Annotated in this window: 27 protein-coding genes and 1 tRNA gene; 15 read left to right on the top strand and 13 right to left on the bottom strand. The window is 63.5% G+C overall.

Annotated elements, in window-relative coordinates; translation table 11 throughout:
* Positions 1-134 precede the first annotated feature (134 nt).
* Together QUW25_RS04810 and QUW25_RS04815 are read left to right on the top strand one after the other, a co-directional pair.
* A complete protein-coding gene (locus QUW25_RS04810; RefSeq protein WP_289511083.1) occupies positions 135-1,001 on the top strand; it encodes a DUF3737 family protein in 867 nt (288 codons plus the stop codon).
* A 111-nt stretch (positions 1,002-1,112) separates the two neighbouring features.
* A complete protein-coding gene (locus QUW25_RS04815; protein WP_289511084.1) occupies positions 1,113-2,048 on the top strand; it encodes an NlpC/P60 family protein in 936 nt (311 codons plus the stop codon).
* A gap of 462 nt (positions 2,049-2,510) precedes the next feature.
* On the opposite strand, the gene QUW25_RS04820 is transcribed toward QUW25_RS04815, so the two are convergent.
* Positions 2,511-2,587, bottom strand: a tRNA-Pro gene (locus QUW25_RS04820).
* A 502-nt stretch (positions 2,588-3,089) separates the two neighbouring features.
* Here QUW25_RS04820 and serC point away from each other — a divergent pair.
* The 11 genes from serC to QUW25_RS04875 all read left to right on the top strand — a co-directional run bounded on the left by serC (position 3,090) and on the right by QUW25_RS04875 (position 13,577).
* Positions 3,090-4,172, top strand: a complete 1,083-nt coding sequence (gene serC, locus QUW25_RS04825) for a 3-phosphoserine/phosphohydroxythreonine transaminase (protein WP_289511085.1) — start codon at positions 3,090-3,092, stop codon at positions 4,170-4,172.
* A 57-nt stretch (positions 4,173-4,229) separates the two neighbouring features.
* Positions 4,230-5,399, top strand: coding sequence for a 3-phosphoglycerate dehydrogenase family protein (locus tag QUW25_RS04830; protein WP_289511086.1), 1,170 nt, complete (start codon positions 4,230-4,232; stop codon positions 5,397-5,399).
* A gap of 152 nt (positions 5,400-5,551) precedes the next feature.
* Positions 5,552-6,283, top strand: coding sequence for a CDP-alcohol phosphatidyltransferase family protein (locus tag QUW25_RS04835; RefSeq protein ID WP_289511087.1), 732 nt, complete (start codon positions 5,552-5,554; stop codon positions 6,281-6,283).
* Positions 6,280-7,167 (top strand): hypothetical protein, encoded by an 888-nt coding sequence (locus QUW25_RS04840; RefSeq protein ID WP_289511088.1) that lies wholly within the window; start codon positions 6,280-6,282, stop codon positions 7,165-7,167. The genes QUW25_RS04835 and QUW25_RS04840 overlap by 4 nt, the downstream gene beginning before the upstream one ends.
* Positions 7,168-7,185: 18 nt before the next feature.
* The gene (locus tag QUW25_RS04845; RefSeq protein WP_289511089.1) at positions 7,186-7,566 is read left to right on the top strand and encodes a RidA family protein; all 381 of its coding nucleotides are present in this window, start codon (positions 7,186-7,188) and stop codon (positions 7,564-7,566) included.
* 43 nt (positions 7,567-7,609) lie between these two features.
* Positions 7,610-8,029, top strand: a complete 420-nt coding sequence (locus tag QUW25_RS04850) for an FHA domain-containing protein (RefSeq protein WP_289511090.1) — start codon at positions 7,610-7,612, stop codon at positions 8,027-8,029.
* A gap of 5 nt (positions 8,030-8,034) precedes the next feature.
* Complete coding sequence (gene ftsR, locus QUW25_RS04855) at positions 8,035-8,793, top strand: transcriptional regulator FtsR (protein WP_289511091.1); 759 nt, start codon at positions 8,035-8,037, stop codon at positions 8,791-8,793.
* Positions 8,794-8,797: 4 nt separating this feature from the next.
* Complete coding sequence (locus QUW25_RS04860) at positions 8,798-9,331, top strand: adenine phosphoribosyltransferase (RefSeq protein WP_289511092.1); 534 nt, start codon at positions 8,798-8,800, stop codon at positions 9,329-9,331.
* Positions 9,332-9,445: 114 nt separating this feature from the next.
* Entirely contained in the window at positions 9,446-10,678 is a 1,233-nt protein-coding gene (locus QUW25_RS04865) for an NlpC/P60 family protein (RefSeq protein ID WP_289511093.1), read from the top strand.
* 11 nt (positions 10,679-10,689) lie between these two features.
* Positions 10,690-11,988, top strand: coding sequence for a coiled-coil domain-containing protein (locus QUW25_RS04870; protein WP_289511094.1), 1,299 nt, complete (start codon positions 10,690-10,692; stop codon positions 11,986-11,988).
* Positions 11,988-13,577, top strand: a complete 1,590-nt coding sequence (locus tag QUW25_RS04875) for a ClC family H(+)/Cl(-) exchange transporter (RefSeq protein ID WP_289511095.1) — start codon at positions 11,988-11,990, stop codon at positions 13,575-13,577. Before QUW25_RS04870 ends, QUW25_RS04875 begins: the two co-directional genes overlap by 1 nt.
* 185 nt (positions 13,578-13,762) lie before the next feature.
* Here QUW25_RS04875 and QUW25_RS04880 read toward each other — a convergent pair whose 3' ends face one another.
* The 4 genes from QUW25_RS04880 to yneA all read right to left on the bottom strand — a co-directional run bounded on the left by QUW25_RS04880 (position 13,763) and on the right by yneA (position 16,281).
* Positions 13,763-14,713, bottom strand: a complete 951-nt coding sequence (locus QUW25_RS04880; protein ID WP_289511096.1) for an NAD(P)/FAD-dependent oxidoreductase — start codon at positions 14,711-14,713, stop codon at positions 13,763-13,765.
* 124 nt (positions 14,714-14,837) lie between these two features.
* Positions 14,838-15,284 (bottom strand): dUTP diphosphatase, encoded by a 447-nt coding sequence (gene dut, locus QUW25_RS04885; RefSeq protein ID WP_289511097.1) that lies wholly within the window; start codon positions 15,282-15,284, stop codon positions 14,838-14,840.
* A complete protein-coding gene (nrdR, locus tag QUW25_RS04890; protein ID WP_289511098.1) occupies positions 15,277-15,726 on the bottom strand; it encodes a transcriptional regulator NrdR in 450 nt (149 codons plus the stop codon). The genes dut and nrdR overlap by 8 nt, the downstream gene beginning before the upstream one ends.
* Positions 15,727-15,828: 102 nt before the next feature.
* Positions 15,829-16,281: a cell division suppressor protein YneA gene (gene yneA, locus QUW25_RS04895; protein ID WP_289511099.1), complete on the bottom strand. Its 453-nt coding sequence runs from the start codon at positions 16,279-16,281 to the stop codon at positions 15,829-15,831.
* Positions 16,282-16,463: 182 nt separating this feature from the next.
* Here yneA and lexA point away from each other — a divergent pair, with 182 nt between their 5' ends.
* On the top strand, positions 16,464-17,120 hold the full coding sequence (gene lexA / locus QUW25_RS04900; RefSeq protein WP_289511100.1) for a transcriptional repressor LexA: 657 nt from the start codon (positions 16,464-16,466) through the stop codon (positions 17,118-17,120).
* A 3-nt stretch (positions 17,121-17,123) separates the two neighbouring features.
* A complete protein-coding gene (locus tag QUW25_RS04905; protein WP_289511101.1) occupies positions 17,124-17,879 on the top strand; it encodes a heparan-alpha-glucosaminide N-acetyltransferase in 756 nt (251 codons plus the stop codon).
* On the opposite strand, the gene hflX is transcribed toward QUW25_RS04905, so the two are convergent.
* From hflX to recA, 8 genes are all read right to left on the bottom strand, one after another.
* Complete coding sequence (gene hflX / locus QUW25_RS04910; RefSeq protein ID WP_289511102.1) at positions 17,850-19,178, bottom strand: GTPase HflX; 1,329 nt, start codon at positions 19,176-19,178, stop codon at positions 17,850-17,852. The genes QUW25_RS04905 and hflX overlap by 30 nt on opposite strands.
* Entirely contained in the window at positions 19,171-20,109 is a 939-nt protein-coding gene (gene miaA / locus QUW25_RS04915) for a tRNA (adenosine(37)-N6)-dimethylallyltransferase MiaA (RefSeq protein ID WP_354003625.1), read from the bottom strand. Before miaA ends, hflX begins: the two co-directional genes overlap by 8 nt.
* A complete protein-coding gene (miaB, locus tag QUW25_RS04920) occupies positions 20,106-21,473 on the bottom strand; it encodes a tRNA (N6-isopentenyl adenosine(37)-C2)-methylthiotransferase MiaB (RefSeq protein ID WP_289511120.1) in 1,368 nt (455 codons plus the stop codon). Before miaB ends, miaA begins: the two co-directional genes overlap by 4 nt.
* Positions 21,473-21,796 carry a stage V sporulation protein S gene (locus tag QUW25_RS04925; RefSeq protein ID WP_289511103.1) on the bottom strand — a complete coding sequence of 108 codons (324 nt, stop codon included), beginning with the start codon at positions 21,794-21,796 and terminating at the stop codon, positions 21,473-21,475. Before QUW25_RS04925 ends, miaB begins: the two co-directional genes overlap by 1 nt.
* Positions 21,797-21,909: 113 nt before the next feature.
* Positions 21,910-23,001: an ATP-binding protein gene (locus tag QUW25_RS04930; RefSeq protein WP_289511104.1), complete on the bottom strand. Its 1,092-nt coding sequence runs from the start codon at positions 22,999-23,001 to the stop codon at positions 21,910-21,912.
* 9 nt (positions 23,002-23,010) lie between these two features.
* On the bottom strand, positions 23,011-24,567 hold the full coding sequence (gene rny, locus QUW25_RS04935) for a ribonuclease Y (protein WP_289511105.1): 1,557 nt from the start codon (positions 24,565-24,567) through the stop codon (positions 23,011-23,013).
* Between the two features lie 249 nt (positions 24,568-24,816).
* On the bottom strand, positions 24,817-25,473 hold the full coding sequence (locus QUW25_RS04940) for a regulatory protein RecX (protein WP_289511106.1): 657 nt from the start codon (positions 25,471-25,473) through the stop codon (positions 24,817-24,819).
* Positions 25,470-26,564, bottom strand: coding sequence for a recombinase RecA (recA, locus tag QUW25_RS04945; RefSeq protein WP_289511107.1), 1,095 nt, complete (start codon positions 26,562-26,564; stop codon positions 25,470-25,472). Before recA ends, QUW25_RS04940 begins: the two co-directional genes overlap by 4 nt.
* Positions 26,565-26,580 lie beyond the last annotated feature (16 nt).

Consider the following 26,580-nt stretch of genomic DNA (forward strand, 5'->3'; position numbering starts at 1 on the left):
CGAGGCCAGTGGCCAAACCTGTCCCAAAATCTCTGAGAGAAACAACACGTCCCGTTTTGACAGTCCCGCTTTGACGCTTTGCATTATTGACGTAACGTCGCTAAAATCTCTCTCGTATTGAGAGGGAGATAGACATGATCATTGAGAACCAGACCTTCGACGAGGAGCGCGCCCTGTATGGTCAGAGGGACCTCGTTGTGCGCAACTGCCGCTTCGACGGTCCCGCGGACGGCGAGAGCGCCTTCAAGGAGTGCGAGAACGTAACCGTCGAGGGCGCCTTCATGAACCTACGTTACCCGTTCTGGCACGACCACGACCTCGCGCTCCACAACGTGGAGATGACCGAGCTCTGCCGCGCCGCGCTCTGGTACAGCAGCGACGTGACCATCGAGGACAGCCAGCTCCACGGCATCAAGGCGCTGCGTGAGTGCGAGGGCGTCCGCATGCGCCGCTGTGACATCGTCTCCCCGGAGTTTGGCTGGTCAACGCGCGGCATCACGATGGAGGACTGCTCCGCCGCAAGCGAGTACTTCATGATGCGCGCGACCGGCCTGCATCTCCGCAACGTGCGCTTCTCGGGCAAGTACTCGTTCCAGTACATCGAGGACGCGGTCCTTGAGAACTGCGACTTCGACACCAAGGACGCCTTCTGGCACGCGCGCCACGTCGTCGTGCGCAACTCGCACGTGAAGGGGGAGTACCTCGGCTGGTACAGCGAGGATGTGACCTTTGAGAACTGCCTCATCGAGGGCACGCAGCCGCTCTGCTACTGCGAGGGCCTGCGCCTGGTGAACTGCCGGATGGTTGGCTGCGACCTCGCCTTCGAGCGCAGCCACGTCCAGGCTACGCTCACGGCGCCCGTTGAGAGCATCAAGAACCCGCTCGAGGGAAGCCGCGTCGTCGTGCCGGCGGCGCGCGAGATAATCCGAGACATCGAAGGCGCAACGGGCGTCGTCGAGCTCACGGGCGGGCCCGGTGCGGACGCTCTTCTCGCTGGCTGAGGGACCAGCTGCGTGGCTTTGCGCGAGATTGAACCGGGCCTTTCTCGCCGCTGCCGTGTGGAATCCTGCCGTATCCTTAATGGCGCCATAAAGGACTGCGATTGGAGTCATATGAAGCATACGAGAGGGATTTTTGCCTTTGGTATTGCGGCTTCGCTTGCGCTTGTCGGCTGCCTGAGCGTCGCCACGCCCGCGTCCGCCGCCGTTGCCCCCTGGGAGACGGAGGCGGTTTTTGACCTTGACGAGCTGAGCACCATGTATCGTCTCTACAACCAGTACACGGGCGAGCACCTCTACACCGCCGACGCCGAGGAGCGCGCGGACCTGGTGGGTCGCGGCTGGACCGCCGAGGGCGTGGGCTGGGTTGCGCCGAAGGTCGAGACGCCCGAGAAGGACGCCGATGGCACGTCGGAGGCTGACGCCGAGGCCACGACCGAGTACGCTCCCGTCTACCGCCTTTACAACAAGTTTGCCCCCGGCGGCGATCACCACTACACGATGGACAAGGACGAGTACGACAGCCTCGTCGAGATTGGCTGGACGGGCGAGGGCATTGCCTGGTACTCCCTCGACAAGGGGGAGGGCACGCCGCTCTATCGCCTCTACAACCCCTACGTCAAGACGTGCACGCACCACTACACGCTTGACACGGCCGAGCGCGATCGCCTCGTCTCCCTTGGCTGGAAGTTCGAGGACGTGGCGTGGTACGGTTATCCCGGCGGGCTCGTTACCGCGTACGAGCAGCTCGGAAAGCCCTACGAGGTTGGCACCACCGGCCCCGACGCCTTCGATTGCTCCGGGTTCATCTGGTACTGCTACGGCAGCGCTCGCGGCCGCACCACCTCGCAGATCGTAAGCTCGCTCAAGGCGTCCGGCGACTGGACCGAGAACATCGACGAGCTCAAGGTGGGCGACCTCGCCTTCTCGAGCGCCGGGCACGTGGGCATCTACGTGGGCAACCGCCGCTACATCGAGGCGTCCAACTCCGATACCGGCGTCATCGAGGAGTACATGTACAGCTTCTACGGCGGCGGCTCGTACTACTAAGGGGCGGGGCTCGCCGTTTTCGAGCGGAAGCCTGTTCCGTAACGGTTGGGATGGTTTTGGGCAACAAGTTTGATGTGTGGGCGCGTCTCGCATAAAACTTGTTGCCCAAAACTCTTTTTATGGAGCGATTTCTTAACAGCGGATAAGAGTATGGCGCCGAGAAGGACCTGGCGGAGAGAGGGGCATCAAACATGTTGCCCACAACTTGTCGTTTTGTCCCGAATCGGCCGTTCCCGCTGACACGTTGGCGTCTCGAACGCAAAAGTTCCTCTTCCCGGCAGCGGCCGTTGCTCGCAAGGCTATGTACACTGTTGCAGGTTTGATGCTCTTCTCGCAAGTCTGTGACCTGCGGGTTTGTCGACGCTGACGCCCCGAAAAAGTTTCAACTGTGTACATACCCTACAGACGGGCAGCAGTCTAATGAAAAAGGCCTCGGGAATGACCCCGAGACCCCTCAATTACTGGTCGGGTGGACTGGATTCGAACCAGCGACCCCTTGACCCCCAGTCAAGTGCGCTACCAAACTGCGCCACCACCCGTTTGCGAAGAAGTACTCTATCACTCCCTCATTTTGGATGCAAGAACAAAGTTCCGATTAATTGGACTGGAGATAAGATCCGCCGGGCTATATAAGGCAGTGCCGGGAGTCGAACCCCGTCGCGACGCCCGCACAGTGGGGAATGGATGCTACGGCCGCTACGCTCAAGACCTCCCCCCTCGCGCCTTGCTTCTTTCACAACATTCTTCTCGCTTCATAGCTCAACTTCTCTCACATGGTTGTGTCCAGTGGAGGGTATGTACACAGTTGAAACTTTTTTGAGTTGCCAGTTCCGACAAACTCGCAGGTCAGCGCGTTGCGATAATAGCATCAAACCTGTAACAGTGTACATAACCTCCACGGCGCGTCGGCCATGAGGCTGTCGGCGCGTGTGTCGGGCGCGTTTCAGCCCGGCAAACGACGTGTAGCGGCATCGTGCCCCGCGCCACCGTCAACCTATGATGAAAGGGCACGTAATCCGCGACAAACCACAGGAGGACGAGATGGCACGCGTGTACAACTTCTCCGCAGGCCCCGCCGTTCTTCCCGAGGAGGTCCTCGAGAAGTGCGCGGGCGAGATGCTCGACTACGCCGGCTGCGGCACGAGCGTCATGGAGATGAGCCACCGATCTTCCGTGTTCAAGGGCATCATCGAGGGCGCCGAGGCGCGCCTGCGCTCCCTCATGAGCATCCCCGACAACTACAAGGTCATCTTCACCCAGGGCGGCGACTCGCTGCTCTTCTCCACGGTCTTCATGAACTTGGCCACCAACGGCAAGGCGGACTACGTCATCACGGGCAACTGGGCCAAGAAGGCCTTCCAGGAGGCACAGATCCTCGGCGACGCGCAGGCCGTTGCCTCCTCGGCCGATAAGAACTTCTCCTACATCCCCGACTGCTCCGACCTGCCCATCCGCGAGGACGCGAGCTACCTTTACATCTGCGAGAACAACACGATCTACGGTACCAAGTTCCCCGAGCTCCCCAACACCAAGGGCCACGTGCTCGTGGCGGACCAGAGCTCGATGTTCCTCTCCGAGCCCGTGGACGTCTCTCGCTACGGCCTCATCCACGCGGGCGTGCAGAAGAACGTGGGCCCCGCGGGCGTGCAGATCGTTATCGTGCGCGAGGACCTCATCCCCGACGACCTTCCCGGCGTTCCCACGATGCTGCGCCTCAAGACCCAGGCAGACGCCGGCTCGCTCTACAACACGCCCAACTGCTGGGGCATCTACGTCTGCGGCCTCGTCTTCGAGTGGATCGAGAGGATGGGCGGGCTCGCCGCGATGGGGGAGCGCAACGCCGAGAAGGCCGCCGTGCTCTACGACTTCCTCGACGAGTCAAAGCTCTTCTCGTCAACGGTGGACCCGAGCTGCCGCTCGCTCATGAACGTCCCCTTTGTCACGGGCAATGAGGACCTTGACGCCGTCTTTGTCAAGGACGCGGCCAAGGCGGGTCTCGTCAACCTCAAGGGCCACCGCTCGGTGGGCGGCATGCGCGCCTCGATCTACAACGCCATGCCGCGCGAGGGCGTGGAGGCGCTCGTTGCCTTCATGAAGGAATTCGAGCTCGCGCACCGCGCGTAAACCTGACAAAGGTGACAGGGTAACTTGTCATCATTTGTCTTCGCTTGGAGGAACACCATGTACTGCATCCACTGCATGAACAACATCTCCACGGTGGGCACCGACGCCCTCGAGGCGGCCGGCTACGCCTTTGTGGAGGACCCCGCCGCGGCCAATGCCTGGCTCGTCCGTAGCGCCAACCTCAACGAGATGGAGATGCCGCACGACCTGCTCGCAATCGCGCGTGCGGGCGCGGGCGTGAACAACATCCCCGTCGAGCGCTGCGCCCAGCAGGGCGTCGTCGTCTTCAACACGCCCGGCGCCAACGCCAATGCCGTGAAGGAGCTCGTCATCTGCGGCATGCTCCTTGCCTGCAGAGACATCATCGGAGGCGTGGAGTGGGTCCACGAGGCAAGTGACGACCCGCAGATCGCCAAGCGCGCCGAGAAGGCCAAGAAGCGCTTTGCGGGCTTTGAGCTTGCGGGCAAGCGCGTGGGCGTCATCGGGCTGGGCGCCATCGGCGCAGAGGTCGCCGATGCCCTCATCGCCCTTGGCGCCGAGGTTATGGGCTACGACCCGTACCTCTCCATCAACGCCGCCTGGGGCCTTGACAGAAGGATCGAGCACGCAACCGACCTCGACCAGCTGCTCTCCGCCTGCGACTTTGTCACGCTGCATGTCCCGGCAACAGACTCGACGCGCGGCATGATCTCCGCGGAGGCCATCTCCAAGATGAAGCACGGCGCCGTCCTTCTCAACTTTGCCCGCGACGCGCTCGTTGACGAGCAGGCGCTTGCCGAGGCGCTCGACGACGGTAAGCTCGCCCGCTACGTCACCGACTTTGCCAACCCCGCGAGCGCCAACATGAAAAACGCCATCGTGCTCCCGCACCTTGGCGCCTCAACGGGCGAGGCGGAGGACAACTGCGCCGTCATGGCCGCCAACCAGCTGCGCGATTACCTTGAGAACGGCAACATCGTGAACTCCGTCAACTACGGCCGCGTTGACCTTGGCCCCTTGGTGAGCGGAACGCGCCTCGCCCTCTTCCACGAGAACGTTCAGGGTGTCATCGGCGAGGTCTCCCAGGCCATCGCGCGTGGTGGCCTCAACATCGAGAACATGAGCAACGTGAGCCGTGGGGCCAACGCCTACACGCTCCTTGAGGTGACCGGCAACGTCACCGATGCGCTCGTCTCCGAGCTCGAGGGCCTGACAGGCATTAGGAGGGTGCGCCACATAGTCCGTTAGCTCGGCGTCCCGACAAAACCGGCATCCCTTGCGACGGGCATCGCGGCCATGCGGTGTCCGCCGTGCCTTGTGGAGCGGTTGGGGAACTGACTTAATTTACGCTAAACTGGGTACCTTGGTGAAGGTAGTTCCACCGACTCGAGAGGGCCGAAGTGTCAGAGAGAACAGAGCGCACCAAGTCGCTCATTAAGAGCATTGCCGATGCCGACGCCGCCGAGCGCCAGGCCTCCGGGCGTTCGGACATACCGGTGGGGACCTCCGGGAACCCCTCTACGCAGGTGCTCACCGTCGCCAACGTCATCACGTTCTGCAGACTCGCCCTCACCATCGTCTTTCTCTTCCTCTTTGCCACCGGCTCCAACCGCGCCGCGGCCCTTGTGTGCTACGTCGTGGCAGCGGCGACCGACTTCCTTGACGGCCAGGTCGCGCGGCGCACGCAGACTGTGAGCTGGCTCGGAAAAATCATGGACCCCATCATGGACCGCGTGCTGCTCTTCACGGGCGTGCTCGGTCTCCTCATTGTGGGGGAGCTCCCGCTCTGGGTCCCCGTCTTCGTCATTGGCCGTGACGTCTACCTTGCGGTGGGCGGCCTCATCCTGCAGCGCTACCGCCGCAGGCCCATTGACGTTGCCTACGTGGGAAAGGCGGCCACGGCACTGCTCATGTTTGGCTTCTGCGACCTTCTTCTGGGGCTTCCTGTCATCCCGGGTCTCGGCCTCGTTGACGCAGTCTGGCTCCCCGGCCTCAACGACCAGGCCAGTGCCCTTGGCATCCTCTTTGTCTACGCCGGCGTCATCTGCTCGCTCATCACCGCCGTCGTCTACACTGCCGAGGGCGTTCGCATCGTTCGCTCCAGGCACGACGGAGAGGACGGTGCCAAATGAGCTCCGCCAGGATGGGGGTGCTCCATGGGGAGCACGTTCTTCTCGGCGCCACCTTTGAGCCCGGCTTTGACGATCTTCTGGCCGTCTGTTCCTACGCATGCGAGAAGGACGACGCCGTGTTCTTTGAAGGTGCCGAGAAGGACGGCGCGCTCCTGTGCGACCTCACCGGCTGCGCCTACGTTCTCGTGAGCGGAGACGGAGCGGGCGCCCTCGTGGGGACCGCCCTGTGCGGTGACGAGCTCGCCGTGGGCTCCGCCGCGTTTGAGGGCGTTCTCACGGGTGATGGGTCGCTCATCTCCACGCCCCTTGCCGTGAGGACGGGTGACCGTGAGATCGTCCTCGTTGACCCCAGCTGCCATGGTGAGGCCCTCGTTGGCTGGCTCTCCTTCCTTGCGGGGGCCGAGCAGGGCGGCGTGCGCCCCTTTGCGGGCACGCTGGTTGAGCCTGCCTCCGAGATGCTCGTCGCGCTGCTCTTGGCGGGCCCTGCCGCCGAGCGCGTCCTTGCTGACTATGTGTCCTCGCCCGCGCGCCTGCCTCGCCCTGCCGAGGTGCTCCAGGCGCATCTGGATGCCATCCCCGCGGTTCTCGTTGGGATTCCGGGCGCCGACGAGCTTCCGCGCGGCTACCTTGTCCTCGTTCCGCCCGCGCGCGCTCGTGCCCTATGGCGGAGCCTGCTCTCCTTTGGGGAGATTTCGCCCGTGGGTCACGAGACACTCCGCCGAATTCTCTGCGATACTGTTCCCTGGGGTGGTTTTCTTGCCACCGCTAGTCCCGCGCACGTGAGCGCCGGCAACCTCAAGAGATGGCATCTCCTGAGGGAGGGCGCGGACTTCATCGGCGCGCGCGGTCTAGTTGAGGGTTCGGATGCCGCCGACAACAGGTGACGAGCTGGAAGGAGCGTCGTGAAGTACTCGATCAACGCACCTGATGCCCCGGAGGCCTTTGGTCCCTACTCGCAGGGAACCACCGCCGGGCGGCTCGTCTTTGCCTCCGGACAGCTCCCCATCTCCTCTGACGACAACCGTCGCCTTGTTCCGGGGGGCATCGTTGAGCAGACGGAGCGCGTCATAGACATCATCGAGACCCTGCTCGAGGAGGTTGGCTGCTCGCTTGCGGACGTCGCGCAAACAACGGTTTACCTCTCGAGCCTTGACAACATGGCCGCCATGAACGAGGTGTATGCTCGGAGATTCACCACCCCGGCGCCCGCTCGTGCCGTCGTAGGCGTGAACGAGCTACCGCTGGGCGCCCTCATTGAGATGGACTGCGTCGCGTGCAGGTGATGCGCGCTATCATGGTAGGTTGAACGACGAGGGGAGGCCCTTCATGCCCAATCCAGTATCCGGTGCCACCGAGATTTTTCGCATGCCCGCCGCGGACGCCACCGTTCCCGACCTCATGGGGACGTCCCGGCTTGCCCATCCGACGCTGACCATTGTCAAGGGGCCCCAGATAGGGGAGACCTTCGAGCTTGACAGCCCGGAGATCACGCTTGGCCGTGACCCCAAGAACAGCGTCTTTCTCAACGACATGACGGTCTCGCGCCACCACGCGCGCATGAACCTCTCCAACATCTCCTCGGGCATTGCCACCATCGAGGACCTCGGCTCGCTCAACGGGACCTGGGTCGATGGAGCCATCGCCTCCCGCGCTGGCCTCAAAGACGGCTCCACCATCCAGATCGGTACCTTCCGCATGGTGTTCCACACCAATGCGCGGCCGCGCAGGATTGACACTGAGGCGTAGGCGCCATGGCGGACGCCGGCTACCTGACAATCGGGAAGGTCGTCAAGAAGCTGCAGCAGCAGTATCCCGACCTCTCCATCTCCAAGGTCCGTTATCTTCAGGACGAGGGGCTGCTCAACCCCTCGCGCACGCCGAGTGGGTACCGGCTGTACTCGCAGCGTGACGTCCGGCGTCTCGAGACGATCCTCTATCTGCAGAAGAACCGCTTCCTCCCGCTCTCCGTCATCAAGGAGCAGCTCGACCGTGCGGACGCCGGGCAGGCGTCCGCGCCCGAGGTCGCCGAGGAGTCGATCGCGCTCCCCGTGGACGACGAGGAGGTCGTCGGCAAGCTCCATCCCATCGACCGCGTTCCCGAGCTCGTGGGCGCCTCGGTCTCCTTTGTGCGCCAGCTCTCCGAGGCCGGCGTCATCGAGCTCAAGCGCTCGCCCCACGGGCGCGACCTCGTTGACGGAAGGGACTTCTCTCTGATCAGGCTCTGTGACGAGCTCCGTCACTTTGGCATCGGGCCCAAGAACCTCAGGCAGTACGTCATCGCCGCCAACCGCGAGTCCGCCATGTTCGAACAGGCGCTCGTTGTCTTTGTCCGCAAGGGCGGCGGCGTTGAGATCGAGAACACCGAGGCCGCAAAGCAGCGCTTCGATCAGGCCTTCTCGCGCATGCTGAGCCTTACCAACGCCGTGCGCTGCCACCTCATTGCCCGTCGCGTCAAGGAGCCCTTTGCCGAGAAGGACGAGCGGGACGGCGCGTCAGAGAAGAGAGCGTGATCACGTGACTGATTTTGACTTCGAGAGCCGCATCGTCGACATCCCCGACTATCCTGAGCCGGGCGTGGTCTTCAAGGACATCACGCCGCTCTTTGACGATCCCGAGGCCCTGCGTGCCGTGGTCGACTCCGTTGCGGATCACTTTGCGAATGCGGGCATCACCAAGGTCGTGGGTGCCGAGGCCCGTGGCTTTCTCGTGGGCGCCCCGGTGGCGTACCGCCTGGGGTGCGGCTTTGTTCCCGCCCGCAAGCCCGGAAAGCTCCCGCGCGAGGTCTTCTCGCAGAGCTACTCCCTCGAGTACGGCACCGACGAGATTCAGATCCACAAGGATGCGCTGACATCCGAGGACCGCGTGCTCATCGTAGACGACCTCGTTGCAACGGGTGGGACCGCCATAGCCTCCGCCCAGCTCGTCGAGCAGTCCGGCGCCGCCGTTGCGGGGTTTGCCTTCATTCTGGAGCTCTCGTTCCTGAAGCCGCGTCACCTGATTGCCGAGAAGTACCCGCAGGAGGTCTTCTCGCTTGTCAAGGTGGGGTAGGAGCGCACTACACTCCTCAGTCAGAACTTGGTATCATGACCTTCGTATGAACGTGCCACCGAGCCTACCATCGCAGCCTAAAATACACTCGTGGCTTTTGAAAGGACATCGTTCATGGCGTTGACGCATAGGGTGATTCATGCGGGGCTCGCCGCCCTGCTCGTTGCTGGGCCGGTGTGCCTTGCCGCAGCCCCTGCCACGGTTGCCCTCGCGGACCCCGCCTCCGAGCTCGAGGAGGTCTCCTCGCAGCTCGAGCAGCTCGGCACTGAGCTCGCGGACCGTCAGGCTCAGCTCGCCACCGCAACGACGTCGCTCGAGGACACCGATTACGCCATCACCCAGAAAGAGATGAGCATCGAGCAGACCCGCTCCAACCTTGACGCGCAGCGCGCGCTTCTGGGCGAGAACATGCGGGGCGCCTATAAGGGCGGCACCGAGGGTGTGATCGACTTCATTCTGGGCGCCACGAGCGCCGAGGAGCTTGCGAGCCGCATCTACTATCTCGACAAGGTCTCCGAGCAGCAGGCGTCCACCATCGCCCGGGTTCAGTCGCTCTCCGAGCAGCTTGAGCGCGAGCTCGCAGAGCTTCAGGAGCAGCAGGCGTCTCAGCAGGCCCAGGTTAACGACCTGCAGTCCCAGGTGAGCGACTACCAGGCGCGCGTCTCCGAGGCGGAGAGCCTCTATGAGTCCCTTGATGCTCAGGTGAAGGCCGAGCTCGAGGCGCAGCAGAACGAGAGCATCTCTGCCGCCATCGAGGCCGTCGAGCAGAGCCAGAGCCAGGCGGCCGCCTCGGGCGGCACCCAGGAGAGCGAGCCTTCGCCCGACGATGCCGCCGATGCCAGCGAGCCCTCGACGGACGCTGGGCCTGAGGAGGACGTCGAGCCCGAGCCCGATCCTCAGCCGGAACCTGAACCCGAGCAGGAGCCCGAGCCTGAGCCTGAGGATCCCGCACCTTCCGACGAGGGTCAGGACTCCTCCGAGGATGAGGACGAGCCCTCTGCGGGCGTACCGTTTGGCCAGGGCCTCGCCACCGCCTACGCCCAGATTGGCAAGGCGTACGTCTATGGTGCCACCGGGCCCAACGCCTTCGACTGCTCTGGTTTGGTCTGCTACTGCTACGGCTATGCTCGTGGCCGCACCACCGGCGCCATGATCTCATCGCTTCAGGCCTCGGGAGACTGGAAGACCGACATGAGCCAGCTTCAGGTTGGCGACCTCGTCTTCCCTAGCTATGGCCATGTGGGCATCTACGTTGGTAACGGAAGAATGATTCACGCCGCAAACCCTGCCCTCGGCGTTGTCGAGGCACCAGTCTACGCCTTCATTGGCGGCGGCTCTTATTACTAGGAGGACATGAGATGAGTCACACCACCGTCACGAGAAGGTCGCTCATAGCGAGCGCCGTTGCCCTTCTCGGCCTTGGTCTCATACCTAACGCTGCGCTGGCCGACCCGACCACCGAGGAGCTCCAGGCACAGCTCGAGGAGGCGCGCTCCCAGCTTGAGGCGATGGGCAACAGCCTTGCCTCCTATCAGAACGAGCTTGCCTCGCAGTCCGAGGCCCTTGAGGTCACGCGCTCGGACATCTTTAACACCGAGACGCAGATCAGCGAGACCCAGACCCAGCTCGACGCCGCGAAGGCAGTGCTCTCTGGTCGCATGAGCGACTCCTACAAGGCTGGTGCCGGCTCCACCCTCGACATCCTCCTGGGTGCCAAGAGCGTGGAGGAACTTGCGAGCCGCGTCTACTACCTCGACAAGCTCAGCGAGTCCGATGCCGCCACCATAGCTCAGGTCAACGCGCTCGCCACGCAGCTCCAAGAGCAGCATGACTCCCTGGTTGCCCAGCAGGAGGACCAGGAGGCCAAAATCGAGGAGACGCAGAAGAACCTTGACGACTATCAGGCCGAGGTTGCCGCTGCGCAGAGCTACTACGCCTCGCTTGACGGCCAGGTTCAGGAGCGTCTTGCCCAGGAGGCTGCCGAGGAGGCGGCCCGTCAGGCGGAGGAGCGCGAGCCCTCCGCGGGTGCCCAGAACACCGGCATCGCAAACGCGGTGACCGCGATTCAGGAATCCACCTCAAACCAGGGTACGAGCCAGCAGGCACCTGTCGATGACGACGCGGATGCCGAGGAGCCGGATGACGGCGATAAGGAGCAAGAGACTCCTGAGGTCGATCCCGAGCCGGAGCCCGATCCTGAACCTGAACCTGAGCCCGAACCTGAGCCGGAGCCCGAACCTGAGCCTGACACGAGCTCGCCGGGGGTGTCGCATCCGGGGATCGTCTCCTGTGCCGCATCGCTCATCGGAAAGCCTTACAAGCAGTGGTGGACCGGTGTCAACTATGGTCCCAACGCCGACGGCTACGATTGCTGCGGCCTCGTTGCCACGGCGTATCGTCTTGCCGGCTACAGCCTCCCTGCGTATCAGGCCCCCGTTGCCTCCATCATGGCCTCCATTCAGAGCCGTGGTAACTGGAAGAGCTGCAACCTCTCCAACTATCAGAGCGTGCTCGCCCCTGGCGACGTTATCGTCTGCTCCACGGGTCACGTTGCCATCTATGCCGGTGGCAACCAGATGATCCACGCCCCGGCGCCCGGTGGCTATGTCTGCTATGCGACCGTCTACGCGTGCATCGGCGGAGGTTTTGGCGGCTGATGTTCCAGCGAGGGGAGTCGACTTCCAACGAGCCCGTTCGAAGGCGCTTCTCGCGACGCTTTCAGGTGAGCCTTGTTGCCGAGGGCGCCCTCGTCGGCCTGTTTGGCGGGGGCGTCGTCACGCTGTACCGTCTTGCCCTGAGCGGCGCCGAGGGGCTGCTCAGGGGCATCATCTCTCAGATTTCCAACAGCCCTCTGCTCATTGCCTGCTGGTTTGCGGTTCTGGCTCTCATCCTTGTGATCGTGTCCCGACTCCTGCTCTGGGAACCCGCCACGTCCGGCTCGGGAATCCCTCAGGTTGACGCTGAGGTTGAGGGCGCGCTTGACGCTCCCTGGAAGCACGTCATACCCGCCAAGTTTCTTGAGGGGACTCTGCTCACCTTTGCCGGTCTGTCCATGGGAAGAGAGGGCCCCTCTGTCCAGCTGGGAGGCATGTCCGGCAAGGCTGTCTCACGTGCCCTTGGAAGAAAGAGGGGAGAGGAGCGTCTCCTCGTTACCTGCGGTGCCGCTGCCGGTATGTCCGCGGCCTTTCATGCCCCCTTTACCGGCGTGCTCTTTGCGCTCGAGGAGATTCACAAGCAGTTCTCGGCTCCGCTCATCATTTCCGTAATGTGCTCCGCAGTGGTGTCCGACCTTCTCGTTTCGCAGGTGGTGGGCCTGAGCCCGGTCCTTGACCTCTCGCTCGCCCAAAACCTCCCGCATGTCACGTACCCGCTCGTGATCGTCCTCGGCGTGCTCTGCGGCCTTGTTGGCGCGCTTCACAATCGCGGCATGTTCGCCGTTCAGGACCTGTTCTCCCACGTGAGGTCGCATCTTCCCTACGCTCGTCTCGCCCTGCCCTTTGCTCTTGCGGGGGTTGCGGCGTTTGCGTGGCCCGACCTTCTCTGCGGGGGAGAGGCGATAGTCGAGCAGCTGCTCTCACCTGCCGGGATGACGCTTGGTGCAATTCTCGGGCTCCTTTTGGGCAAGTATGCCCTTACCGCCATCTGCTTTGGGTCGGGGGCGCCTGGTGGCACGCTCTATCCGCTCGTGGTCATGGGCGGGCTCTTTGGAGGCCTGTTCTTTGTTCTTGTTGGCAATGCCTTTGGAATAGAACAGGCGTTCTTCCTCAATTTTGTCGCACTTGGTGTGGCCGGTCTTTTCTCTGGCGTTGTCAGGGCACCTGTCACCGCGGTGATTCTTGTCTTTGAGCTCACCGGCTCGCTTGACGCGCTGCTCTCGGTCTCGCTGGTCTCGATCCTTGCCTTTGTGACGGCGAGCCTTACGGATACGGATGCCTTCTACGAGCATCTCCTTAAGCCGTTTCTTGCTCAGGCGTCTCGCTCGCGCCACGAGGCTGCCGAGCGCAAGGACCTTGGGTCCATTCGCGTTGGCGCAGGGGCGCGCATCGAGGGAATGTGCGTGAGGGACGTTCCGTGGCCCGATGGAATACGCATTGTTGTGATTCATCGCGCCGGGGACGAGCTCATTCCAACGGGGGAGACTGTCGTTCATGCCATGGACGAGCTTCTCTTCATAGCCGGCGAAAGCGCCACGGACGATGCCCGGATGAAGCTCGGGCTCATGTGCGAGCCGCGGGTTAGGTCGTAGGCACGCTGAGCCAACGTATGCCGTCCTTCGGCGAGGGTGCGAAAGCTGTGAAGCAAAGTGAGGCTGCGGCCGCGAGCGCAGGGGGAGTGCGCTTGCGGCCTTCTAGAATTCGTCATAATTGCTACTTTACATAAGATATATTATCACGGTTTTGGAGATTCTTATGTAAAGCGATGTGAGCCGCTCTAACCCTCTATCGGCCTACCGAGGTACGCGGCTGCGGCGGAGGCCGCAATCGCTCCGTCAGAGGCTGCCGTTACGATCTGTCTCAGAGGCTTTGAGCGCGCGTCTCCGGCAACAAACAATCCGGGCACGGTGGTTGCCATGCGCTCGTCGGTTATCGCGTAGCCGCTCTCGTCGAGCTCTACAAGATCCTTGATGAGCTCAGTCTCGGGCACGCGGCCCACAAGGACGAAGACGCCAAAGGAGCCCTCGTCGTACGTCTCGACATACGTTGAGCCGGTCTGGTTGTCCCTGAGCTCAATTTCGGTGAGAAGATCGTTGCCGCGTACCGCGACGACGCTCGTCATGAGGCGAATCTCCACCTTCTCGTTACGCTCAAGCTCACGCACGACGGCCGTCTGGGCCCTCAGGTGGTCCTTGCGCACAATAAGCGTGACCTTGCTCGCCAGACGAGCCAGGAACAGCGCCTCCTCGGCGGCCGAGTTTCCTCCGCCAATTACGAACACCTGTTTGTTTCTATAGAACATGCCGTCGCAGGTAGCGCAGTACGAGACGCCATGCCCGGCAAACTGTTCCTCGCCCTCAAAGCCAGCTCGGCGGGGCTGTGCGCCGGCGGCGAGAATGACCGATGCGGCGTCATACGCGGCTCCGGAGGCGCTCACGAGGAAGCGGCCGATGCTCTTGTCGTGGGCAATTGAGCTCACCACGTCCATCTCAACCTGAGCGCCCAGGTCAACCGCCTGGGAGCGCATGGCCTCGGTAAGCGAGTAGCCGTCTGCATGGGGAACTCCCGGGTAGTTATCAATCTCGCTCGTGAGAATGACCTGACCGCCAAACGCCTCTCGCTCAAGGGTGACGGCGTCAAGAAGCGAGCGCTGGGCGTAGATGGCGGCGGTGAGGCCGGCGGGGCCACCACCAATGATGACCAGTTCCTTTGCTATGGGCTGGGACATGTCTCTCCCCTTTCATCGGGCATTTCTCTTGGGATACCCTGAACTCCCCCATCCTAGTCATAAATGAGAGGCGGCGACCAACATTTAGACCGCCGCCTCACATCAACTTATGTTTGGTTGTGCCCTATACACCGCTCGAGCCAAAGCCGCCGGCGCCGCGGTCGGTCTCGTCAAGCTCGTCGACCTCGCGGAGCGTCACAACGGGGACGCGCTGAATGACGAGCTGTGCGATGCGCTCGCCGCGCTCGATGGTGATCTCGCTCTCATTGTCGAGGTTAACGGCGCACACCTTGAGCTCTCCGCGATAATGGGCGTCGATGAGCCCGGGCGTGTTGGCCATCGAGAGGCCCTTCTTGAGGGCAAGTCCGCTGCGGGGCTGGACAAACCCCGCGTATCCCTCGGGGATGGCGATCGCAAGGCCGGTGGAGATGAGCCGACGCTCATGGGGCGCGAGCGTCACGCTCTCGTTGGCCCTCAGGTCAAGTCCCGCATCGCCCTCATAGGCGTACGTGGGGAGCTCGACCGTGGGGTCGAGCCTCTTGATGGGCAGGTCAATCCTGTTGTCAGTCATTAAGGCTCCTCAGCTCCTCGCTGAACTCGTCAACGTCCTTGAAGTCGCGGTACACGGAGGCAAAGCGAACATAGGCGACCTTGTCTACGGAAACCAGGCGCTTGAGAACCATGCTCCCCAGGTCAACGGAGGAAATCTCCATGATGCCGCCGTCTCTGAGCTCGGACTCTATGCTGTCGATCAGGGCGGTGAGCTCGGACATCGCAATGTCGCGCTTCACCGTGGCGGTAACGAGGCCCCTCATGAGCTTCTGCCGGTCAAAGGGCTCCTTGTGCCCGTCGCGCTTGATGACGACGAGGGGCATCTCCTCGCAGCGCTCATAGGTGGTGAACCTGAACCCGCACTTGGTGCACTCGCGGCGCCTCCGAATGGCATCGTTGCCCTCGGAAGGCCTTGAGTCAACTACCTTGGACTCCTCGCACCCGCATTTTGGACAGCGCATGAAACCTCCTCGAAGACCGCTCCCATGAGAAGGTATCACAAAACGTTTATTCCCTGCGCAGGGATGCCGGCGAGTAACCATATGGAAAGGCGATCTTGAGCCTCAGTTTGCCCGTGCTGCAGGAACGATGAGCTTCTGCCCGGGAACAAGGGCCTTCTCGTCCAGCCCGTTGCGCTCGACGATCCAGCTCACGACCTCAGACGTTGAGCAGCCGCTGAGGTCAGCATTTTCGGCAATGCCCCAGAGGGTGTCTCCATCGCCAACGACGACTTCCTGCGTGGGCGTCTCGGACAGCGTTGCGGCGCTCGAGCTTGCGGCAAGCGCGTCAGTGATGAGCGACGCCAGGCACAGCACCAGAAGGAGCGAGAAGAACGAGAGGGCGAGCAGTGCACTCTGGGAGCGAGAGAGGCCGGCGCGCCCCGCCCGGGCACTGTTGCGCGAGCGCGGGCTCCCTGCGGGGCGACCGCCCTCGATGAGCACGAGCGTGGGACCACATTCGGAGAGGGCCGCCGTTCCGTCAAAGGCAGGCGTGCGGAGTGCGTGTGCGTAGGTCATCGTTGTCCCCTTTCGTTTGTGTTCGGGACAGTTATACCGGGCATGCCGGACAGATCGAGCTGCATTGAGAACACCTGTACCCATTATGAACGTACTTATGTTCGTGTCAAGAAGAAACGAACAGATGTTTGCGAGATTGACGGAACTGATGTATCATCTGGAAAACGACAAAGGAGGTAGCCATGGCACGCGGGAAGCTCGGCAAGCGTCAGCTCGCCATCTATGACTTCATCAGGAGCTATACGGACGAGCACGGCTATCCGCCCTCGGTGCGAGAGATCGGCGCCGCCGTGGGCCTGGCCTCGCCCTCTACCGTTCACATGCACCTCAAGGTGCTCGAGGAGCAGGGTCTCATCAAGCGTGACTCAAAGAAGCCTCGCACCATCGAGGTCATGAACAAGCGGGATTCCCCCGATGACTCTACCCAGAGCCTCGCTCAGGTGAGCCAGGACGTTTCGCACAATGCGATATCGCTTCCGCTTGTTGGTCGCGTGGCGGCGGGGACGCCCATCTTGGCCGAGCAGAACATCGAGGATACGCTCACGCTTCCCACCTCAATCGTTGGCGACTCCAGCTCGTTCATTCTTCGCGTGCGCGGCGAGTCGATGATCAACGCCGGCATTTTCGACGGGGACTACATCGTGGTCAAGGAGCAGAGCGACGCGCATGACGGAGAGATCGTCGTCGCCCTCATTGATGACTCCGCCACGGTTAAGACGTTCTATCGTGAGCGCGGGCGCATTCGCCTCCAGCCCGAGAACGACACCATGTCTCCCATCTACGTTGAGAACCCCACCATTCTCGGCAGGGTCACGGCGCTCATCCGCGCCGTCTCGTAACAGATGACCTCCGATACCTCGCCCTCGGACGCGCCCCAGAGTGGGCGCGTCGGCATCTTTGACCTTCTCCGGGGTTTCTCCGTAGTGTCGATGGTGCTCTTTCACCTCTGCTACGACCTCAAGTTCCTAGGCGGCGTCGAGCTCGCCTGGTTTGAGCCGCCCTTGCAAGATATCTGGAGATGCAGCATCTCCTGGACGTTTCTCGCCATTGCGGGATGCATGTTCACGTTCTCCCGCTCAAACCTCAGGCGTGCGCTCCAGTACGGCGGCGTCGCGCTCGCCATCTGGGTTGTCACGAGCGTGGCCTCGGTGGACACGCCCATCTCCTTTGGCATCATCTACTGTATGGCCGCCTGCACGCTCGTCACAGAGCTTCTGAGGAGGCTTGGCGTGACCCCGCGCGGCTATGCCGCGGCAGGCGCCCTCTTCGTTGCGTTTCTCGCCCTCCAGGGGCTCTCTGATGGCACCGTGCTCTTTGGGACCGTCGTAATGCCTTCTGAGGCGTATCGGAGCGAGCTCCTCTCATGGCTTGGGCTGCCGGGCCCGGGGTTCTCCTCGGGCGACTACTATCCGCTTCTCCCCTACCTGCTCGTCTACCTCTTGGGCGTTGCGCTCGGCAACGCGTGGCGGTCTCGTGGCTACCCGGAGTGGGCGCGCAACGCGCATTTTGCGCCACTCTCGTTTGTGGGGAGGCACGCTCTCGCCATCTACGTGCTGCACCAGCCGCTGCTACTCGTTCTCTGCGGCCTTCTCGCCTGAGGCGACCTCGGCGTCGCAGCGGTAGGGCTCAAGCGTGGCTGCCATGCGGGCGTCCGCCTTCACCGTTGCGAGCAGGCCGTCCTGCACGTAGCGCTCGCGCATGACCTGGCAGCGCTCGTGCACCATCTTCATGAGAAGCCCCTTGTCGTAGGGAACGAGCGCGGTGAGCGTGACACTTCCGTTTGCGGCCTCCTGAGCGATGCGATAGAGCAGGCCCCGTACGCCTTGACCGTCAAGGGCGGAGATGGGCTGCGCGTCCGGGTGCGCGAGAAGCGCCTCTCGCTTGGCATCCTCGTTGAGCAGGTCGCACTTGTTGAGCACGGTCACGCATCGGATGTCCGCGGCGCCAATGTCGGCCAGCACCGACCTCACAGCAGCTATCTCGAGCTCCCGGTGGGGATCTGAGGCGTCAGCGACAAGAAGGACGAGGTCGGCGGCCCTGACCTCGGCAAGCGTCGACTTGAAGGACTCAACGAGCATGGTGGGGAGCTTCTGGATGAAGCCGACCGTGTCCGTGATGGTGACCTTGCGCCCCTCCTCGAGGTCGAGCGCTCGCGTGGTGGGGTCAAGGGTCGCGAAGAGCTCGTCGCGCACGTAGACGTTCGAGCCCGTGAGGCGGTTGAGCAGCGTGGACTTGCCGGCATTGGTGTAGCCGACGAGGGCAACGCGATAGACGCCCGAGTCCCAGCGGGCCTTGCTCTGCACGCCCCTCCTTCGGTCCAGCCGCTCGAGCTCACGACGCAGCGTTGAGATTCGCGCGCGCACGAGGCGGCGGTCAACCTCGAGCTGGCTCTCGCCCTGACCGAAGCGGCTGCCGATGCCCCCTCGCGTCTGCTCGCCCACGAGGTGGCTCCACATGCCCCTGAGGCGCGGCAGGACGTACTGCAGCTGGGCGAGCTGAACCTGGAGCCTACCCTCGTGCGTCTTGGCGTGAACGCCAAAGATATCGAGGATGAGCGCGGTCCTGTCGATGATCTTGACCGGCTCGCCAACGATCTTCTCGAGGTTGGCCTGCTGTGAGGGCGTGAGCTCATCATCGAAGATGACCACGTCGGCATCGAGGTTGCGGACGTACGAGCAGAGCTCCTCGACCTTTCCCTTGCCGATGAACGTTTTGGGGACGGGGGCGTCCAGTCGCTGCGTTAGGGTGAGCACGACCTCTGCGCCGTCCGTCTCGGCAAGGCGTGCGAGCTCTGCGAGGGACTCCTCGCACGTCCACTCGGAGTTGCCGAGGTCAACGCCAACGAGTATCGCACGCTCCTTGACGGGGGCGGTTGAGATGGGCTTGAACCTAGGCACGGGCGCCTCCCGAGAGATCGTCCGCGATGCGCTCCATGGCCTGCTCGAGGTCAAGCTCGTCCAGGTTGATCCACTGCACGCGCCCGTCATGCCTGAACCAGGACAGCTGTCGCTTGGCATAGCGCCGCGAGCGACGCTTTATGAGCTCGATGGCCTCGTCGAGGGAAAGCTCCCCGGAAAGGGCATCGAGGATCTCCTTGTACCCGATGGCCTGCCCCGCGGTGTGATCGCTCGTGAGTCCCTGCTGGGCAAGGGCGCGAACCTCATCAACAAGACCGTCCCGGACCATCTTGTCAACGCGGGCGTCAATGCGGGCGTAGAGCCTCTCGCGGTCCATGGTGAGGCCCCAGATGCGGGCGTCGTAGCGCGCCTTGCGCCTATGGAGCCCCTCATGGTGCTGTGCATACGAAACGCCCTCGTCGAGCATCTCGAGCGCGCGGACGACCCTTCGGCTGTTGTTGGGGTGGATGAGCTCGGCGCTTCTGGGGTCTCGGCTCGCAAGGAGGTCATGGAGCCCCTGGGGGCCCAGCTCCTCGAGCTGGCGCTCGTACGAGGCGCGAAGCTCGCCGTCCTTCTCGCCGGAGGGAAACGACATGTCGTCGATGACCGCGTTGAGGTACAGTCCCGTTCCGCCGCACAGGACGGGGGTGCGCCCCGCGCTGAGGAGCTCGTCCACGCAGGCGCGCGCCTGGGTCTGGAAGAGGCTGACGGAGAAGCTCTCGGTGGGATTGGCCACGTCGACCATGCGGAGGGGCACGCGGCGCTCGTGCGCGGGGGTCTTGGCGGTCCCGATGTCCATTCCTAGGTAGACCTGCATCGCGTCGACCGAGATGACCTCACTGTCAAGCTTGGCGGCGACGAGCTCTGCGAGGGCGCTCTTGCCCGAGGCCGTGGGTCCTACGATGCACGCAACGGGACCCGGCATGCTCATCGAGGCTCACCCTCCACCGTGCCCCTCAGGTACCACGTCCGCGCCTCCTCAACGCGAACGTCCACGAGGGACCCAACGAGCGTCTCGGGAGAGACGCCCTCGGGGACGGCAAAGTGGACCGTCTGGTTCTTCTCGCTGTGACCCACCATGATGCTGCTGTCGCGCTTTGACGACCCCTCCACGAGCACGCACGCAAGGGTTCCGAGGTCCTTCTGGTTGGCCTCGTGGGCCTGGTCGGCAACCTGGGCCGCAAGGCGGTCGAACCGGTCCTGGATGACCTCGTGCGGCGTGTCGTCGGGAATCTTGGCGGCGGGGGTGCCGGGCCTGCGCGAGTAGATGAACGTGTAGGCGGAGGAGAAGGACGCCTCCTTGACGAGCGAGAGGGTGTCGAGGAAGTCTTCCTCGGTCTCTCCGGGGAAGCCGACGATGATGTCCGTTGACAGCGCGAGGCCGGGGACTCCCTCCCTCAGACGCTCCACGAGCGCGAGGTAGTCCTCGCGCGTGTAGCTCCTGTTCATGGCCTTGAGGATGCGGCTGGAGCCGCTCTGGACGGCAAGGTGGAGATGGGGCATGACCGAGGGAACCTCGGCCATTGCGCGGATGGTCTCGTCAGAGAGGTCCTTGGGGTTGGAGGACGTGAAGCGAATGCGCTCGATGCCCGTCTCCCCCACCCTGCGGAGGAGCTCGGCAAAGCGTGGCTCGCCGTAGATGTTGCGGCCATACGAGTTGACGTTCTGGCCAAGGAGCGTCACCTCGCGAACGCCATCGGCAACGAGCAGCTCGACTTCGGAAACGATGCTCTCCATCGTGCGGCTCTTCTCGCGGCCGCGCACGTAGGGAACGATGCAGTAGGTGCAGAAGTTGTTGCACCCGGTCATGATGGGGACCCAGGCGTGGAAGCGCTGGGCCCTGTGGCTCGGGAGGTCGGTCGAGAACGGGCGACCCTCCTCAACAACGTCCACCTCGATGGGGTGACCCTCGGACTCAAAGGCCTCGGCGAGAAGTGCGGGCAGGCTGGCGAGCGCGCTCGTGCCAAAGACGACGTCGGCACAGGGGATGTGCTCGCGGATCTTCTCCCCGTCGCGCTGGGCGATGCAGCCGCCAATCGCAACGACGCGCTTCCCGGAGGGCGGGGTGGGCGCGGAGACCATGGCCGAGGCCTGGCCATAGAGGCGCTGGTCGGCGTTCTCACGCACGCAGCAGGTCATGAACACGACGATGTCGGCGTCATCGGGCTCCTCGACGCAGAGGCAGCCGCACTCGTCGAGCAGTCCTGAGACGCGCTCGGAGTCGTGGAGGTTCATCTGGCAGCCAAAGGTCCTGACGCAGTAGGTCTTGCCAACGAGCAGGGAGGGGTGCGACATCATATGGTGAGCTCCGTGGACTCAGGCTCCGAGGCGTTTGCGGCCGTGGTCGGAGCGACGATGCGATGTACGTAGACGGCGATTCGTATCGCGGTGCGGCTCTCGCCTGCAATCTCGATGTCGGAGAACGTCGGGGCGCACGAGATGTCGATGCCCGTGGGGATGAGAAAGCCGCGCGCGATGGCCATGGCCTTGATGGCCTGGTTGACGGCACCCGCTCCCACGCACTGGATGTTAACGGGCACCCCGTCCTTGACGAGGCCCGCGATGGCGCCGGCAACCGAGGCCGGCGACGACTTGCTCGACACCTTCAGATAGTCCATGTCATGTCTCCTGCTGCATAGCTTCTGTGAGCTGCTGCGAAAATGCTGCGATAGTCCTGAAGAATTCTACTGGTAAACGGTGTGTTTGAGAAGGGCCCGGAGCGCCCGCGCGCCTAGTCGGGCTCCTCGAGCTCGAGCGTGACGGTGATTCTCCCCCTCCCCACGCGCACCTTGGGGGCAGACGAGAGCGCGAGGTAGTAGCGATCGGCGAGAACGCCAAAGTCTCGCTCGACGGCGCTGGAGAACTCCTCCAAGTCCGAACGAGAGAGCCTGAGCCCCCGGCGATCCTTGAGGAGGTCAACCTCGTGCCCTTCGGCGCGTGTCTTCTTGTCACCCTGCCTGAGCAGTCGAGAGAGGACGCTTCTCAGGGGGCGAATCTGCCCGACGATGATGCGGTGGGCGGTACGCTCGGACATCTCGAGCCCAAGGAGACGCGCCTGTTCGCAGAGGTCAGAGGCGTCTGCGGCGGCGGCAAGGCGACCGGTCACGGGTAGCTCGTCAAGGGAGTCCATGAAGAGCAGCTCGGAGGCGTCCAGACCAAGATTGGTCCGAGCGCGCGCCGTGGCGACGATCTCCGCCGAGGATCCAACGTACACCTCGCAGGTCGAGCGCTCCTCAAGGGCAAACTCGCAGCAGGTGCGAATGATGTTGTGAGGGCCCCTCAGGCACGAGGACGAATCGGGCTCCTCGTCAGAGAGGACAGGCCACGTCGACTGGTCGGCACGCTCGGGAAGCCGCTCTGAGTCGGTGACCACGCGTATGGCGGCACCCTTTCCGGGGGCGGATGAGACAACTTCGGAGCTCAGCGAGTTCTCCTTGATGGAGAAGAGCGCCATGCCCCTCCCATGAACGCCCCAGCGGTCCATGTGAATGCTGTCGAGCTTGGAAGTAACGCGCGCCTCAAAGACGCGCTCCTGCATGTCCTGGGGAATGCCGGAGCCGTCATCGAGCATCGTCGTGGTGCGAACGGTGCCCTCGCGCGAGGTGGCAACGTAGATGCGTCGAGCGCCGGCGTCCCTCGCGTTGCGGAGCATCTCTATGACGGCGTCCTCGACGCAGCGTATGTCATGCTTCGCCTGGCGCCGCTCCGCCTCCGAAACGCGAAGGCGAACGTACCCCTCGCCGAGACTCTCCTCGACGCGAAGGGCACGCTCGCCACCCATTGATGAGACAAAGCTAACGAGATCTCCTGCCAAATCGGCCATGTGCCACCGTTACTTGGCCACGTCGACGGCGCGGGACTCGCGAATGACCACAACGCGAACCTGGCCGGGGTACTCCATCTCGTCCTCGATCTGCTTGGCGATGTCATGGGCGAGAACGGTTGCCTGGGCATCGGAGATCTTCTCGGGCTCGACCATGACGTGAAGCTCGCGACCGGCCTGCATGGCGTAGGTGCGCTCGACGCCGTCGTGGGCGTTGGAGATCTCCTCGAGCTTCTCGAGGCGCTTGATGTAGTTCTCGGCAGACTCGCGGCGGGCGCCGGGGCGAGCGGCGGAGATGGCATCGGCGGCCTGGACGAGCACGTCGAGCACGGTGTCCGGGTCAACGTCGGCGTGGTGAGCCTCGATGGCGTGGACGATCTCGGGGCGCTCGCCGTAGCGGCGAGCAAGGTCTGCGCCTATCACGGCGTGCGGGCCCTCGACCTCGTGGTCAATGGCCTTGCCGAGGTCGTGCAGGAGGCCGGCGCGCTTGGCGGGAGCCTCGTCAAGGCCGAGCTCGGAGGCCATGATGCCGCAGAGCGCGGAGACCTGGACGGAGTGAGAGAGCACGTTCTGGCCAAACGAGGTACGGTAGCGAAGGGCACCGAGGGTCTTGACGAGCTCGGGGTGGAGGTCATGGATGCCGGCGTCAAAGGCAGCCTGCTCGCCGGCCTCGCGCACGCGCTCAGCGACAAGGGCCTCGGCCTTCTTGTAGAGCTCCTCGATGCGCGCGGGGTGAATGCGACCATCTGCGATGAGGTTCTCGAGCGCCACGCGCGCGGTCTCGCGGCGAACGGGGTCAAAGCTCGAGAGGACCACGGTCTCGGGGGTGTCATCGATGACGAGGGAGACGCCGGAGACCTGCTCGAAGGTGCGGATGTTGCGGCCCTCGCGGCCGATGATGCGGCCCTTGAGGTCATCAGAGGGGATGTGCACGGAAGTCACCGTGATCTCACCGGCCTGGTCGGCGGCGCAGCGCTGGATGGCGGTTGAGATGATCTCGCGCGCGGTCTTGTCCGCCTTGGCGCGGACGGACTGCTCCGCCTCGCGGAGAATCTGGGCCTCCTCGCGGACGGACTCGGCGCGAACGCGGGCGAGAAGCTCGTCGTGCGCCTCGTCGCTCGAGAGGCCGGCGATGCGCTCGAGCTCGGACTGCTGACGCACGAACATCTCCTCGACCTCGTTCTTGCGACGGTCGAGCTGCCCCTGGAGGCTCGAGAGCTGGTGCTCGCGTCGGTCGAGGGCGTCGTTGCGGTGATCGAGCGACTCCTCGCGCTGCATGATGCGGTTCTCGAGGTTCTGGAGCTCGCCCTTGCGCTTCTTCTCCTCCGCCTCGGAGACCTGCTTGAGCTGGAGGATCTCCTCCTTGGCCTCAAGAATGGCCTCCTTCTTGGAGCTCTCTGCCTGGCGCTTGGCCTCGCTCGCGATCCTGCTGGCCTCGTCACGGGCAGAGGAGAGCTGGGCCTCGGCGTCTCTCAGGCGGGAGTTGCTCTTGCCGGCGAGTAGGAAGTAGACGATGGCGGCCCCGATTGCGAGGCCGACGACCCCAAAAATCACAGATTCCAACATTGCTGCTCCTCAGATGATGCGTTCTCTTGTTTGGTGGTTATGGAAACCATGGCACGATGTGCCACGGAGCCCGCCATCGGAGGTGCAGTCAGTGCGCCTATGTCATGGGTGAAGCATGTGCGACAGCCAACGGTACGTATAGGACAAAAAGTACATCAGCTGGGTGACCAGCGTGAGAATGCGCTCCAATAGCACGTTTATCCTAGCGTTGAGACCGCGTCTCTGTCAAATGCGCCCGTGGTAGACGGACTATTCGTGCTCCTTGAGAACCTCTCGGGCGACCTCGGCGGACAGCGAGAAGGAAAAGCCCCTGCCGCAGAGAAACCTCACCGTCTTCTCATAATCATTCTTGCCCGTGACCCGGCGCCTGCTCGCCAGCAGGAGCGCTCGCTCGCGCTCGTCATCTGAGGTAACGAAGTCCTCAGGCCACCCAACGATGGTGTCTGGCCGCACGCCTCTGCGCTCGAGCTCGCGCTCGATCTTGAGTCTCCCCCACCCGGATGCCACCTTTGAGCGAGCAAACGCGGCACCAAAGCGGGCATCGTCAACGAGTCCGCAGGACACCGCGCGCGCGACGAGCTCCTCAACGGCGGATGTGGAGTAGCCGTCCGTGCGGAGCTTGTCAGCAAGCTCCGCGGACGAGTAGTCCCTTCTGCCGAGAAGGGCCTCCACCCGGCTCCTGCCGCATGAGAGCGAGGTCTCTCGCAGAAGGTAGAGAAGCTCCGCGCGGGAGGATGGAGCGGCGCCGTCGCCCTCGTGGATGGTCAGGAGTCTCTTGCCCACCGCAACGGGCACGCGGTACTCCTCGGTGCCATGGGTCTCGCTTGAGACGCTCAAGGTGGCACGGGGCCGCTGGGAGCCCCGTGCCGGCAGCTTAACGTCCCACGCAAAGGGGGCTATGCTCACTGCTCGATGCCGCCCTCGGGGGCCTCAACGGGCTCGCCCACGCGCTCGTCGCCCAGCTCAAGGCCGCAGGCCACGCGCACGAGGTGGTCAATCTCCTCCATGAGCTCGGGGTTGGTGGCAAGGAACTCCTTCGCCGCCTCGCGACCCTGGCCAAGGCGCTCCTGGCCGTAGGTGAACCAGGAACCGGACTTTGTCACGATATCGTGATCCACGGCCATGTCGAGCAGCGAGCCCTCCTTGGAGATGCCCTGGCCGTACATGATGTCAAACTCGCACTGGCGGAAGGGAGGGGCCACCTTGTTCTTGACGACCTTGACGCGCACGCGGTTGCCGACGGACTCGCCGTTGACCTTGATGGTGTCGACCCTTCTGATGTCCATGCGAACGGAGGCAAAGAACTTGAGGGCGCGGCCACCGGGAGTGGTCTCGGGGTTGCCGAACATCACGCCGATCTTCTCGCGAAGCTGGTTGATGAAGATGCAGGTGGTGTTTGACTTGGAGAGGGAGCCGGCAAGCTTGCGAAGCGCCTGGCTCATGAGGCGCGCCTGAAGGCCGACGGTGGAGTCGCCGATCTCTCCCTCGATCTCGGCCCGCGGGGTCAGAGCCGCTACGGAGTCTACGACCACGACGTCAATGGCGCCGGAGCGAACGAGCATGTCACAAATCTCGAGCGCCTGCTCGCCCGTATCCGGCTGGGAGATGAGCACCTCGTCGATGTCAACGCCAATGCGGGCCGCGTAGCCAGGGTCGAGGGCGTGCTCGGCGTCAATGAACGCGACGACGCCGCCCATGGCCTGTGCCTCGGCAAGAATCTCGAGCGAGAGCGTGGTCTTGCCCGACGATTCCGGTCCATAGATCTCAACAATGCGCCCGCGAGGAACGCCTCCGATGCCCAGCGCGTCATCGAGCGCGATGGAGCCCGTGGGGATGGCCTCAACCTCAAAGCTCGGACCGTCATCACCAAAGCGCATGATGGCGCCCTTGCCGAACTTCTTCTCGATCTCCGCGGTGGTTGCCTCGAGGACCTTGTCGCGCTCCTCGCCCGTGGTGCGGGGGCGGATCTCCTTGCTGATCGTCTTGCTCTTGGCCATGCTCACTCCCTTGCTT

It is taken from the genome of Thermophilibacter provencensis (assembly GCF_030372065.1).
GTDB classification, from domain to species: Bacteria; Actinomycetota; Coriobacteriia; order Coriobacteriales; family Atopobiaceae; genus Thermophilibacter; species Thermophilibacter provencensis_A.